7 protein-coding genes and 3 pseudogenes are annotated in these 12949 nt (G+C 69.2%); 5 read left to right on the forward strand and 5 right to left on the reverse strand.

The features are described from left to right. The first annotated feature begins 82 nt into the window (after positions 1–82). Positions 83–3209, forward strand: a pseudogene (locus tag OG562_RS39450) (Tn3 family transposase). Between the two features lie 57 nt (positions 3210–3266). Here the strand turns inward: OG562_RS39450 and OG562_RS39455 are convergent. Together OG562_RS39455 and OG562_RS39460 are read right to left on the reverse strand one after the other, a co-directional pair. Next, positions 3267–4247: pseudogene (locus tag OG562_RS39455) on the reverse strand (NADPH:quinone reductase). A gap of 21 nt (positions 4248–4268) precedes the next feature. Continuing rightward, on the reverse strand, positions 4269–4847 hold the full coding sequence (locus OG562_RS39460) for a PadR family transcriptional regulator (protein WP_266406642.1): 579 nt from the start codon (positions 4845–4847) through the stop codon (positions 4269–4271). A 56-nt stretch (positions 4848–4903) separates the two neighbouring features. On the opposite strand from OG562_RS39460, the gene OG562_RS39465 reads away from it, so the two are divergent. The 4 genes and pseudogenes from OG562_RS39465 (at position 4904) to OG562_RS39480 (ending at position 7723) form a co-directional block, all read left to right on the forward strand. Further along, entirely contained in the window at positions 4904–5377 is a 474-nt protein-coding gene (locus tag OG562_RS39465) for an ester cyclase (RefSeq protein ID WP_266406644.1), read from the forward strand. Positions 5378–5447: 70 nt separating this feature from the next. After that, complete coding sequence (locus OG562_RS39470; RefSeq protein WP_266406646.1) at positions 5448–6788, forward strand: MFS transporter; 1341 nt, start codon at positions 5448–5450, stop codon at positions 6786–6788. Positions 6789–6797: 9 nt separating this feature from the next. Then, positions 6798–6945, forward strand: a pseudogene (locus tag OG562_RS39475) (radical SAM protein); the annotation flags it as partial. 154 nt (positions 6946–7099) lie between these two features. Further along, positions 7100–7723 (forward strand): recombinase family protein, encoded by a 624-nt coding sequence (locus OG562_RS39480; protein WP_266409772.1) that lies wholly within the window; start codon positions 7100–7102, stop codon positions 7721–7723. Between the two features lie 277 nt (positions 7724–8000). Here OG562_RS39480 and OG562_RS39485 read toward each other — a convergent pair whose 3' ends face one another. From OG562_RS39485 to OG562_RS39495, 3 genes are read right to left on the reverse strand one after another with little or no spacing between them, the layout of a single operon-like run. Then, a complete protein-coding gene (locus tag OG562_RS39485; RefSeq protein WP_266406648.1) occupies positions 8001–9806 on the reverse strand; it encodes an RICIN domain-containing protein in 1806 nt (601 codons plus the stop codon). A gap of 21 nt (positions 9807–9827) precedes the next feature. Next, positions 9828–12002, reverse strand: coding sequence for a beta-galactosidase (locus tag OG562_RS39490; protein ID WP_266406650.1), 2175 nt, complete (start codon positions 12000–12002; stop codon positions 9828–9830). A 47-nt stretch (positions 12003–12049) separates the two neighbouring features. Then, on the reverse strand, positions 12050–12946 hold the full coding sequence (locus tag OG562_RS39495; protein WP_266409774.1) for a carbohydrate ABC transporter permease: 897 nt from the start codon (positions 12944–12946) through the stop codon (positions 12050–12052). Between the last annotated feature and the right edge of the window lie 3 nt (positions 12947–12949).

Genomic DNA, 12949 nt, shown 5'->3' on the forward strand with positions numbered 1-12949 from the left:
AGCGTCTCGATGTCGACAGCTTCGTGCAGGCGTTCGGGAAAAGATCCACGGCCGCTCGTGGCCGGGTGGATACGTCCGCCGCATGCCGGTGGAATTCTTGACTGACGAGCAGGCCGAGGCGTACGGGAAGTTCGCCGAGGAGCCGACGAAGCCCGAACTGGAACGCTTCTTCTTCCTGGATGACGTGGACCGGGATCTGATCGCGCTGCGGCGTACGCAGCATCACCAAGTCGGGTTCGCGCTCCAGATGTGCACGGTTCGGTATGTGGGCCTGTTCCTGGGCGAGGACCCGCTGGATGTGCCGTGGCCGGTGGTGGAACACCTGGCCGAGCAGTTGGGGATCGAGGACGCGTCGTGTGTGAAGCGGTACACGGACCGCCGTCAGACGGTGTACGACCACGCGTGGGAGATACGTGAGGCGTACGGCTACCACCCGTACGAGGACCACGGTCAGGGCCGGAAGTTCCGATCGTTCCTGCACGGGCGGGCATGGACGGCGCATGCCGAGGGGCCGAAAGCCCTGTTCGATCATTCGGTGGGCTGGCTGCGCCGCAACCGGGTGCTGCTGCCTGGGGTGAGCGTTCTGGCTCGGGAGGTCGCCGAGGTCCGCAGAATCGCGGAGGAACGGCTGCACGCCACGGTCGCCAAGGAGGTCCGGCGGGCGGACGCGGCACTGCCCAGGGACCTGGTGGCCACGCTGAAGACGCCGGAGGGCAAGCGGTATTCGGAACTGGAGCGGCTTCGCCGGGCGCCGACGCGGACCACGGGCACCGCGATGAAGGGCGCTTTGCAGCGGGTCGAGGACATCGCCTCCTTCCATCTGGGGCGGGTGAAGCTGGACAAGATCCCGCCTAACCGGCTTTCCGCATTGGCCCGGTACGGGCTGGGCACCAAGGCGCCGAAGCTGGAGCGGACCCCGGAGCCGAAGCGCACGGCGATGCTCACTGCGGTGATGCGTCACCTGGAGGCGATGGCGATCGACGACGCGCTGGACCTGTTCGAGATCCTGATGGCCACCCGGCTGATTTCCACGGCGAAGCGGTGAACGGACAAGCAGCGGCTCTCCACGCTGCCGCAGTTGGAGAAGTCCTCGCGGCTGGTGGCCAGGGCGGCGAAGGTGTTCCATGAGGAGCTGGAGCTCATCGAGGAGACCGGCTGCGACGTGGACGTGCAGGCGCTGTGGCGGGCGTTGGAGGAAGTGGCGCCCCGGGCGGAGCTGTCGAGTGCGGCGACTGTGGTGGTGAGCCTGGTACCGGAGGACGACAACACGGCGGAGACCGCGCTGCGTAGCGCGCTGGTGTTGCGCTACAACACCGTCAAGCCGTTCCTGTCCCTGCTGGGGGAGTCGAAGGCGCTGGACGCGGCAAGCGGATTCTCACCGGGGTGAAGCGCCTTCCGGCGCTGTCGCGGCGGAAGGTGAGCGAGAAGCCGCTGCTGCCCGGGAGATCGACGACAAGCTGGTGCCGCCGCACTGGCGCAAGGCGGTGTACGCGAACGCGGACCTGCCGGAGGGAGCGGTGGACCGCGATGCGTACGTGGTGTGCGTGCTGGAACAGCTCTTCCGCGCCCTGAAGCGCCGGGACATCTTCGCCTCCCCCTCGCACCGCTGGTCCGACCCGCGCGCCCGCCTGCTCCAGGGCAAGGGCTGGGAGGCGGTGCGCGAGGACGTCCTGGTGGGCCTGAGTCTTACCGAGGACGGCGTCCAGCACCTGACGGAGCTGGTCGAGGTGCTGGATGCGACGTGGAAGCAGATGGCCGAGCGGCTTCAGGAGGCCGGCGACGACGCGGAGATCAGCATCGAGGTGCAGTCGAACGGCCGGGCGAAGCTGAACGTGGAGAAGCTCCACGCGCTCAGTGAGCCGAAGTCGCTGGACTGGCTGCGCAAGCGGGTCGAGAAGATGCTTCCGAAGGTCGACCTGCCGGACCTGTTGTTCGAGGTGCACTCCTGGACCGGGTTCCTGGACGCCTTCGTGCACCTGGGCGATGGCAGGACCCGCATGAAGGACCTCACCACCTCGGTCGTCGCCCTGCTGGTGAGCGAAGCCTGCAACATCGGCATGACCCCGGTCATCAACCCGAACGTCGAGGCGCTCACCCGCTCCCGGCTGGTCCACGTCGACCAGTACTACCTGCGTAGCGACACCATCGCCGCGGCGAACGCCGCCCTCATCGAGGCCCAGGTGCAGGTGCCGATCGTGAAGTTCTGGGGCCAGGGGCTGCTCGCCTCCGTTGACGGCCTGCGCTTCGTCGTCCCCGTCCGCAGTATCAGCACGGCCCCGAGCCCCAAGTACTTCGCGAAGAAGAAGGGGATTACGTGGCTGAATGCGATCAATGACCAGGTCATCGGCATCGGGCAGATGGTGGTGCCCGGCACTCCGCGCGACTCGCTGTTCATCCTGGACGCTTTGTTGAACCTGGACGGCGGGGTGAAGCCGGAGATGGTCGCCACCGACAACGCCTCCTACTCCGACATGGTGTTCGGCATCTTCAAGATGCTCGGCTACCGCTTCTCCCCGCGCTTCAAGGACCTTGAGGACCAGCGGTTCTGGAAGGCCCAGATGCCCGGCGCCGACCTGGTGGGCGGGTACGGGCCGCTGGAGTCGATCGCGCGGAACAGGGTGAACGTGAAGAAGGTGATCACGCATTGGCCGGACATGCTCAGGGTGGCCGGCTCCCTGGTCACCAACCAGGTCAGGGCGTACGACTTGCTGCGGATGTTCGGACGCGAGGGCAATCCGACCCCGCTGGGGGCCGCGTTCGCCGAGTACGGGCGGATCGCCAAGACCCTGCACCTGCTGGCGGTCGTCGACCCCATGGACGACACCTACCGGCGCCGGATGCACAAGCAGCTGACCGTGCAGGAGTCCCGCCACAAGCTCGCCCGCGACATCTGCCACGGCAAGAAGGGCACCATCCACCAGGCGTACCGGGATGGGATGGAGGACCAGCTCGGCTCGCTGGGCCTGGTGCTGAACGCGGTAGTCCTCTGGACGACCCGGTACATCGACGCCGCTGTCGCCCAGCTGCGCGCGGAGGGCCACGAGATCCGGGACGAGGATGTGGCCCGGCTGTCCCCGCTCAAGCACAAGAATCTGAATGTGCTCGGCCGCTACAACTTCAACCCCTCCCAGCCGGTCGACGGGCTGCGGCCCCTGCGTGACCCGGACACGGTCGACCTCGATGACGATGATGACGGCGCGGAGGACTGAGACGCTTCAGGGGCCGACAGACGACAGCGGCCGCTGCTACGGCGGCTTTCCAGGGCCTTATCGGGGGATGTCGATCAGAACGCGGCCGCGGCCGCCGGCGTCGACGCGGTCGTGGGCCTTGGCGATGTCGGCGAGCGGGTAGCGGTCGCCGATCTCGGAGGTCAGCGCGCCGACGGCGGCCGCGGAGGTCAGATCACGGGCGGCCTGGAGTTTGGCGTCGGCGGGGAAGTCGTCGCTGCCGATCAGGCGCAGGGTGACGTTGTTGAACAGCAGGGTCCAGAAGGGGATTTCGGTGCGGTCGGCGCGGGTGGCGTAGGCGGCGATGGCTGCGCCGTTGGCGGCGACGGCGTTGTCGAGGTCGGCGTTGTCGGACAGGGACACCTCGATGATCCGGTCCACGCCGGCGGGGGCGTGGGCGAGGATCTCGGCGGCCGGGTCGGCGGCGTCGAGGGCGACGGCGTGGGAGATGACCGCCGGATCGACCCGGTCCAGGTCGGCTGTGCGGCGGACGGTGCCGATGACGGTGGCCCCACCCCAGGCGGCGAGCTGGGCTGCCAGCGAGCCGACTCCGCCCAGGGCCCCGTTGACCAGGACGACCTTGCCATCGACGGGGCCGTCGGCGAACACGCTGCGGTGCGCGGTGATGCCGGGGATGCCCAGGCTCGCGCCGAGATCGTCGGAGAGGTGGTCGGGCAGCGGGACGGTGAGGCCGGCGGGCACGACTGCGTACTGGGCGGCGGTACCGAAGGCCCGGTAGGACTAGGCGCCGTACACCCACACGCGCTGCCCGCCGCGGCGCGCGTCGACTCCGTCGCCGACCGCGTCGATCACGCCGGCGGCGTCGCTGTGCGGGATCACCCGCGGGTAGGGCATGCCGGAGCCGGTCCAGCCAGTGCGCTTCTTGGTGTCGCCGGGGTTCACCCCCGAGACGGTGACGCGGACCCGGACCTCGCCAGGGCCGGGGGTGGGGTCAGGCAGTTCACCGACCTGTAGTACCTCGGTGGCCGGGCCTTGTGCGTCGTACCAGGAAGCAAGCATGGGGGCGCCTTTCGTTGTCTGTCAGCTCGCCGATGCGTCGAGCGGGGAGGAGTCGTGTGGGTCGCGCGTGGGGCCGGGCTCGGGGGTGTCCTGGCCGAGGGACTCGCGGATCCAGGTTCGTTCGGCCTGGCTGGTGGCGCGGGCGGTGAGCAGCATGCCGCGCCGGTAGGGGTCTGCGACCTCATCGGCGCGCAGCGGCGTCTCTCCGTCGTAGAAGAAGCTCGCCGATTCCTCCAGGAAGGCGAGCCGGCGCCTGAGCACCGCGTGCTGGTCGGCCACGTCCGGGAGCAGGGAGAGGAAGGCCAGGATCGTGAACCAGCGGGGGAAGTCGGTGAGTTCGTGCTCGGCCGGCTCGCGCAGCCGCCGGAGCATGTCCTCGCGGCCCGTGTCGGTCAGGTTCAGCACATACCGGCCGCCTCCTGCTTCAGGAGCGGGTCGCCGCTGAATCAGTCCGGCCTTGGTCAGGCGGTTGATCGCCGGGTAGAGGGTGCCGTCGCTGACCGGTCGGCTGTATCCGGTGAGGTGCGTGATGCGGCGGCGCAGCTCGTGTCCGGGAAGGGGGCCTGCGGCCAGGAAGCCGAGTATGGAGAGTTCCAGCATTCCTCCAGGATGACACATCGAAACGAGGTTCACATCGATTCGATGTTACAGTCGTCATGGTCCTGCCGTTCGCTTCGGACACCACCACGCAGACAGAGAGCCAGAGGCAAATGTCACCGGAATCCGTTGAATCAGTGATGAAGCGCTTCGTCGAGTTCATCAACACAGCCGACGAGGACCTTGCCCGGGAGGTCATCGACCCCGACGCGGTGTTCCACGCACCCAGTCACGCTGAACCGCTGCGGGGTCCTGAGGGCTACCTGGAAATCATCGCGATGATGCGCAGCGCATTCCCCGACGTCCGGTGGACGCTGGAGGAGAGCATCGCCGAAGGCAGCACGGTGGCCGCACGGTTCACCATGCGCGGCACTCACGAAGGCGAGTTCTTCGGCATCCCTGCCACCGGCAAAAAGATCGCGGTCCAGGCCATGAACTTCTACTACCTGGCCGATGGACGCATCGTCAAAGAGCGGGGTCAGCCCGATCTCCTCGGCCTCATGCAGCAGATCGGCGCCGTACCGGCGCCGTGAGGCAGACAGTCGCCTCCTCCTCCCGCGCAACCGTCCAGGTCCGCGCTGCCGCCCTCCCGCAAGGCACATCATGGAATCCCTCGCACCCTCCCCGCCCGCTCAGGCGATAGCCGTCCTGCCCCGGTCCTCCATTCTGGTGGCGGCCCTGTCCACCATCGTGGAGTGGTACGACTTCACGCTGTACCTGTACATGACCACCGTGCTGTCCCGGGTGTTCTTCGGTACCGGCTCCACCTCGCTCCTGATCACCCTGGCGGTCTTCGCCGTCGCCTACCTGATGCGCCCGCTCGGCGCGATGGCCTTCGGCCACATCGGGGACCGGCTCGGGCGCCGCAAGGTGCTGCTCGGCTCGATGGCAGTCATGACCGCCGCGATGCTGGCCACCGCCCTGCTCCCGACCCACGACCAGATCGGCTCCGCCGCCGGGGCGCTGCTGTTGCTGCTGCGCTGCGTCATGGGCTTCGCCGTCGGCGGCGAATACACCGGCGTCACCGCCTACCTGGTCGAAGGTGCCCCACCCCACCGGCGCGGCCTGGTCGCCTCGCTGGCCTCCGCCGCCAGCGAGATCGGCGCGCTGCTCGCCGCCGGCGTCGCTGCCCTCACCGTCACCCTCGTCCCCGGTCCCACCCTGGACGCGTGGGGGTGGCGCATCCCCTTCCTGTTCGGCACGCTGCTCGCCACCACGGTGCTGATCGCCCGCTCCACCATGCGTGAATCTCCCGCCTTCGAGCAGCAGCCCCCGCCCGACACCAAGGGCGCGGGCCCACTGATGACCACGGTGCGCACCCAGCGCCCCGCGCTCTACCGGACGTTCGCGATCTCGGCGCTCGGCTCGGTGACGTACTACGTCGGCATCAGCTACGTCCCCACCTACCTCGGCGCGGTCAGCGGCTTCAGCGAGTCCGACGCCCTGTGGCTGTCGACCATCGCGGCCCTCGTCGTCATCGTCGTCACGCCGTTCGCGGGCGCCCTGTCCGACCGGGTCGGCCGCCGCCCCGCACTCACGCTCTTCGGTGCCCTGGCGGTGATCCTGCCGCCGGCCATGTTCGGCCTGATGACCCAGGGCAGCTTCGCCGCCGCACTGACCGGCGCGGTCGTCCTGGCCTGCGTGGCAGGCGGCATCGGCGCGGTCGCGGCCTCCGCGATCGCCGAACAGTTCCCCGTCGCCCAGCGCCTCAGCGGCCTCGCGCTCGGCGCCACCGCTGCTACCGCCCTCTTCGGCGGACTCACCCCTTACGCCTCCCAGGCCCTGGTCGACTCCACCGGCTGGGCCCTGATCCCCGGCGCCCTGGTCGCCGCCACTGCCCTGGCCGTCCTGCCCGTCCTGCGCCGCCTCCCGGAAACCGCGCCAGCCATCCGTGCACCCCAGCCCGGCCCTCTCGCCCCGGAACCCGAACCCCAAGCCCGCTGAGCAGACTTCGTGCGCTGGAACAACCTCACCGACGCCGCCGGGCCCGCCGCACTCTTCGCCCCCCGGCACAGTGCGTACCCCGACCTTCGACACCCCGGAGTTCCTCGGCATTACCTTCCACGAGGTCCACGCGAAGTCGATCGTCAACCGGGTCCCGGACGGCTCCAAGCCTTCCAAGGTGCCGCTCGCATAAATGACCATCTCTGCGAGTCTCGACAGCGACCAGAGCGACCCTGTTTCCGCAGGTCGCCGTTCAACAGGGACCGGCCCCCGCCGCGCTGCCCGCCCAGCGCAGCAGCAAGCCGATCCGCATCGGGTACGCCAGGACGTCGACGGCCCGCCAGGAGCTGGCGAGCCAGCTCGAAGCCCTCCACGCGGCCGACTGCCACAAGGTGTTCCAGGAGCAGATCAGCACCCGGATCAAGGTGCGGCCCGAGCTGGAGGACGCGCTCAAACTGGCCCGCCAGTTCAAGGAGGCTGCCCCGGACACCCCGGTCATCTTCACCGTCCACGAGCTCAAGCGCCTGGCCCGCAACGCCGCCGAGCTCATGACACTGTCCACCGAGCTCCAGGCCGACGACATCCAGCTCGAACTCCTCACCGGCCTGCTGCCCGGCATCTACGACCCCAACGGCATGGGCGCCATGTTCTTCGCCGTGCTCGCCGTCGCCGGGCAGATCGAACGCAACTACATCCGGGAGAAGACCCTGGAGGGCCAGGTCTCGGCCGCGAAGAAGGGCAACCGCGGAGGACGGCCCAAGGTCATCGACGACGACATGCTCACCTTCGCCCTCGCCTTGAAGGACAAGGGCGTCTCCGTACCCGAGATCGCGGGCAAGCTCACCATCAAGACCGGCAGGAACGCGGGCAAGACGCCGTCGGTCGCCTCGCTGTACCGGGCCTTCGCCGAAGCCGAGCAGGACGCGACCGCGTGACCGTGCCCGCAGCCGCTGGATAGCCGGTGAGCTAACCGACCATGATCGTTCTCACCGATACTGGCTGTTTCGTTGGCCCCCAAGGCCGGCCTACCGCGGAGGCAATGTCCGGGATATCGGCCTGGCATTCGAGATGACGAATACAAGATGGGGGATGCGGTTGTATCGGCTGTTCGGTTGACGAGTGGCAGGGTCGCGCTGCTCTTCTGGGCCTGGTCGAAGGAGACCAGGCCCAGATCCCAGGCCCAGATCCCTGGCCCTTAGGTCGGATGGGGTCCTACTGGACGAGCTCCCAGTCCTGTGAGCCGTCCGTGAGCGCGGTCTGCAGGGTCAGCTGTGCCCCGGCGGTCGCGCCGGTCAGGTACAGGCTGGTGTTCTTGACGGACTGGAGCTTGTAGAAGCCGTCGCTGGTCTTGACGAGGTTCCAGCTGCCGGTGGCGCTGTTGTCGACCCACTGGCCGATCTTCTGGCCGGCCGTCGCGTTGCCCGTCCAGATCGCCGCCGCGCGTCCGCCCGACTTGTTGAGCAGGCTCACGCCGCCGTTCGGCTCGCTCGTCACGTGCCAGTACTGGGTGTCCGCGTTCGCCGCCGACCCGGGGGCCTCGAGCCGGACGTCGGGCACGTCCGCGTTGCCGATGTTGGCGTCGTTGGTCTTGTTCCCGGTGCCGATCACCTGGTCGGTCTTGCGGTTGACCAGCTGGTAGTAGGCGCCGTCGGTGTGGCCGAGGTCGACCTCGGCGAACTTGAGCGTCGATGTGCCCTGGTTGTTGAGGATCGAGATGCGGCCGGTGGCCGCGACGTACTGCAGGTTGCGGCTGTATCCGGCGGCCGAGGTCGTCTGGTACTCCTTCCACGTGCCGTCGCTGCGTCCGCTGTCGTTGACCCAGACGTTGCCGCTGCCGGCCGCGTTGTAGACCAGGCGCCCGCCGGGAAGCCTGATGAGGACCGGGCTGCCGTTCGTGGTGAGGGCGTGGGAGCCGGTGTCGAGCGGCAGTGAGGTGACGCCCGTGCCCGTGGCGGAGCCGAGGTAGAACTTCAGCGGGTCGTCGGCGAGCACGTATCGGGTGTTGGCTCCGCCGCCCCAGTACTCGAAGGTCAGCAGCCACTTGCCGTCCGTCGTGCGGACGACGTTCGCCATGCCCGGCCGTCCGCCGCCGATCTCCGTCTTGCCGCCGCCCATGGTCTGGGTCAGTCCCGCGACGTCCACGACGGGGGCGCTCCACGCGGCACTGGTGCCGTCCCAGGTCTTGTGGGCGAGGATCTGGCCCTGCGAGTCCGTGGCGGTGTCGTTGGCGGGGTCCAGGGTGGGGACGCCGGTGGTCGCGTTGAAGCCGGTGTAGTCGTTCTCGTCGGAGTAGTAGCAGACGAGCTTGCCCTTGTAGACCATCAGGTACGGCTCCCAGATGGGGTCCACCTGGTGGTTCGTGTTCGCGGCCGCGATGTTCTGGCCGACCGCGCCCGCGCTGCCGCCCTGCCAGCCGCCGGTCGCGACGACGTTCTCGACCTTCCAGGTCGCGCCGTCGTCGGTGCTGGAGTACAGGGCGATCGCGAGGTCCTTGCGGTCGCCGTCGTTGGACGGCGTCCAGTTCGGGTCGGCCGCCTTGTGCTCCTTGTAGTAGTAGTCGTCGCCCGACACGACGCTCGCGAGGAGCAGCGTGCCCTGCTTCAGGTTCCCGACGTCCTGCGGGAGGACGTAGAGGTAGGGGTTGGTCCAGTTGCTGGTGTACTTCGCGTACTGGGGGTCGCTGGAGAGATACGCCGGAGCCTTGACCTCCGACAGGGACTGCCAGGTCGTTCCGTGGTCGTCGCTCTTGTAGACGGGGAGGGTCTGCTTGTCGGCGCTGCCGGTCGCCGTCACGACCGTGGACTTCTCGAAGGACGCGACCAGGCGTCCGCTGGGCAGCTCCGCCGACTTCGGGTAGATCGCGCAGTTGCCCCGCCCCTTCAGGCACGGCTCGCCGCCGAGCTGGTAGAGGGTTCCGCCCGTCGGGTCGTATGCCTGCGCACTGACCATGGGTATCGCGAGGATCGCGGATGTCGCCGCGAAGGTGGTGAGGGCTCGTCCAAGCCTTCTTCTGTGCATGGCCCCTCCTCAGGGGATGGATCAGGGTCGGTTGGCGGCTGCTTCGGGGGCCGGCGCGCTGTCGGCGTCGGTGGCGACGAGAACGCGCACGTCCCACCGGCCGAGGTCCAGCGCCGTGCCCGCGGGGACGGACGCGCTGTCCAGGGCGTCGGAGAGGTCCACCGGGGCGGGGACGCTCTTCGGCTCCCAGCTCCAGTTGTGGACGATGTGGACCCGGCGGCCGTCGGGCGACGTGCCGGTCGTGGCGGTGACGGATTCCGGGAGGTCCCGCCACTCGTTGCGGGAGGCCGGCGCCATCCAGGCGGCCAGTGCCCGGGCGAGGCCGCGGCCCGGGACGGTGCCGACGGTGGTGACGCGGCCGGCACCGTGGCGGCGGGTGGTGACGGCGGGCCAGCGGCCGAAGTGGGGGTGGTCGTAGGCGGCGAGCACGTCGGCGTCGTCGACGGTCAGGCCGTCGGCCCACTGGGTCGCCGTCGCGTTCTCGGGAAGCGTCAGCGGGCTGTCGGGCGCGGCGCGGAGGTGGACGTCCTGGAGGAGGTTGCTGAACTCGTCGTAGCTGACGCCCGCGGCCTCGGTGAGACGCCCGGGGGCCCGCTCGGCGCGAGCGCGGGCCTCGTGGTCGGCGTAGCCGGTGCGCGGGCCGAGGACCAGGTGGCCGCCGGCCTCGGCGTAGGCCGCGAACCAGTCGAGCGTCGAGTCGGCGGCGATGTACAGCCCCGGGACGACGAGGACGGGGTGACGGCGGGCGGCCTCCTGCGGGGTCAGGCCCTCCCGTTCGCCGCGGGGGTCGTGCAGCTGGCGGGCGTGGACGATGCGGACCTGGCGGCCGGCGTCGAACGCGCCACGGTAGAAGGGGTCGAAGATGCGGTGGTAGGCCTCCGGGTCGGGCTCGCCGTCAGGGGTCGAGAGCGGCGGGTACTTCTTCATGAGCCACTTGCTCGGCGTCGAGTAGACCATCGTGATGTCGGCGTCCGGCTCGAGCCCGGCCACCAGCGGGCCGGCGGCCTCGAACTCCGCGCCCAAGCGGGCGAGTTCGGCGTAGGTGCGACCAGGCTGTCCGGTGTGGGGCAGGATGCCGCCCCAGTAGGTCTCCGCACCGAAGTGCAGGGTGTGCCAGTGCCAGTACTCGATCATGCGGGCCCCACGGCCGACGAGCGCCCAGGCGGCCTGGCGCCACTGTCCGTCGTAGGCGGGGCGGTTGTCCCACGGCATGCCGATGGAGCCGGCGTTGGTCTCGGTGACGAGGAACGGCTCCTGGCGGGAGGAGAACATCCAGTCGGCGGTCTGGTACAGCGCCCACACGCCGGTGGTCTGCCACTTCTGCTCGTGGTCGTCGGGCGTGGGGTCGGGCAGCAGCAGATCGTCCTGCATGCCGTAGTACGCGTTGCCCGTGGCGATGTCGAGCCGGTCGGTCAGTTCGTCGTCCTCCACCGCCGGCCGCTTGTAGGAGATGCAGGTGGTGACGAACTGCTCGGGGTGGGCGTACTCGCGGACGATGTCGGCCTGCCAGCCGATGAACTCGGTGCACTGGTCGGCCTGGAACGCCCGCCAGGCGACGTCGTACTGCGGCTGTGCGTTGCCGTCCGGAGTCCACAGGTCGGCCCAGGTGGAGAGGCGGTGGGACCAGTAGACCAGGCCCCATTCGCGGTTGAGGGTCTCGACGTCGCCGTACTTGGCGCGCAGGTGGTCGGTGAAGCGCTGGAAGACGCCGTGGTTGTGGAAGAGCTCCAGGCCCGGTTCGTTGTCGACCTGGAAGCCGATGACCGCCGGGTGGTCGGCGTACCGGGCGACGACCTTGCGGATGACCCGCTCGGCGTGGAACCGGAACGCGGGGTGGGTGAAGTCGACCTCCTGCCGGGCGCCCCAGCCGATGCGCTCACCGGTGCGCCGCTCGCCGGTGATCTCCGGGTACTGGCGGGCCAGCCACGGCGGGACGGCATAGGTCGGGGTGCCGAGGACGACGGAGATGCCGCGCTCGTGGGCGCCGTCCAGCACCGGCTGGAGCCAGTCGAGGTCGAACCGCCCGTTCTCCGGCTCCCAGGTCGACCACACCGACTCGCCGACCCGGATGACCGTGACATGGGCGTCGGCCATCAGGTCGAGGTCGGTCTTGAGGCGTTCGTCAGGCCGTTCGTAAGGCTGGTACTCGTGGTAATACGCGGCGCCGAACAGGACGCGGGCAGGCAGAGCCGCCATGAGGGGAACCTCCGAAGAGACAGGGAGTGGTACGAGGGCTGCGTGCCCTACTGCTTGACGCCGCCGGCGGCGAGGCCGCTCTGCCAGTAGCGCTGCAGCAGGAGGAAGGCCACGACCAGGGGAAGGATCGAGACAAGAGAGCCGGTGACGACGAGCGCGAGCATGTCGCTGCTGGCGCCGGCTCCGCCGTTCTGTGCCTGCGCGGCCCAGGAGGAGAGGCCGACCGTCACGGGGTACAGATCGGGGTCGTTGAGCATGATCAGCGGCAGGAAGTAGTTGTTCCAGGTCGCCACCAGGGTGAACAGCAGGACCGTCACCAGGCCCGGCGCGAGCAGCCGCAGCACGATCCGGAAGAAGATCCTGGCCTCGCCCGCCCCGTCGATGCGGGCGGCCTCAAGAATGCTGTCCGGGACGGCGTCCTCGGCGTAGACGCGCATGAGGTAGAGGCCGAAGGGGTTGACGAGGGAGGGCAGGATGACCGCCCAAGGGGTGTTGACCAGGCCGGCCTTCGCGAAGAGCAGGTAGGTCGGGATCGCCAGGGCGGTGGCCGGGACCATGACGGCGCCGAGCACCAGGTTGAAGCCGAACCGGTCGCCGCGGAAGCGGAACTTCGCGAAGCCGTACCCGCCGGCGGCCGCGAGCAGAGCGGCACCGACCGCGCTGACTCCGGCGTACACGACCGTGTTGAGCAGCCAGTGCACGAAGACCCCGTCGTCCTGGGCGAAGGTCTCCTTGACGTTCGTCAGCAGCTGCGGGGCGTGCGAGAACCACAGGCCGAAGCTGTTGAAGAGGTCCTGGGTGCTCTTGGTCGAGGCGACCAGCAGCCAGAACAGGGGCAGCAGGAAGTACGCCAGGACGGCCAGCATGGCGATGGTCAGCGGGGTGCTGCGGCGGTGGGCGGCGGACCGTCGCCGAGCCGCTGTGGCGGGAGGCGGATCCGTCACGGC

This window comes from Streptomyces sp. NBC_01275 (assembly GCF_026340655.1).
In the GTDB taxonomy this organism is placed as follows: domain Bacteria; phylum Actinomycetota; class Actinomycetes; order Streptomycetales; family Streptomycetaceae; genus Streptomyces.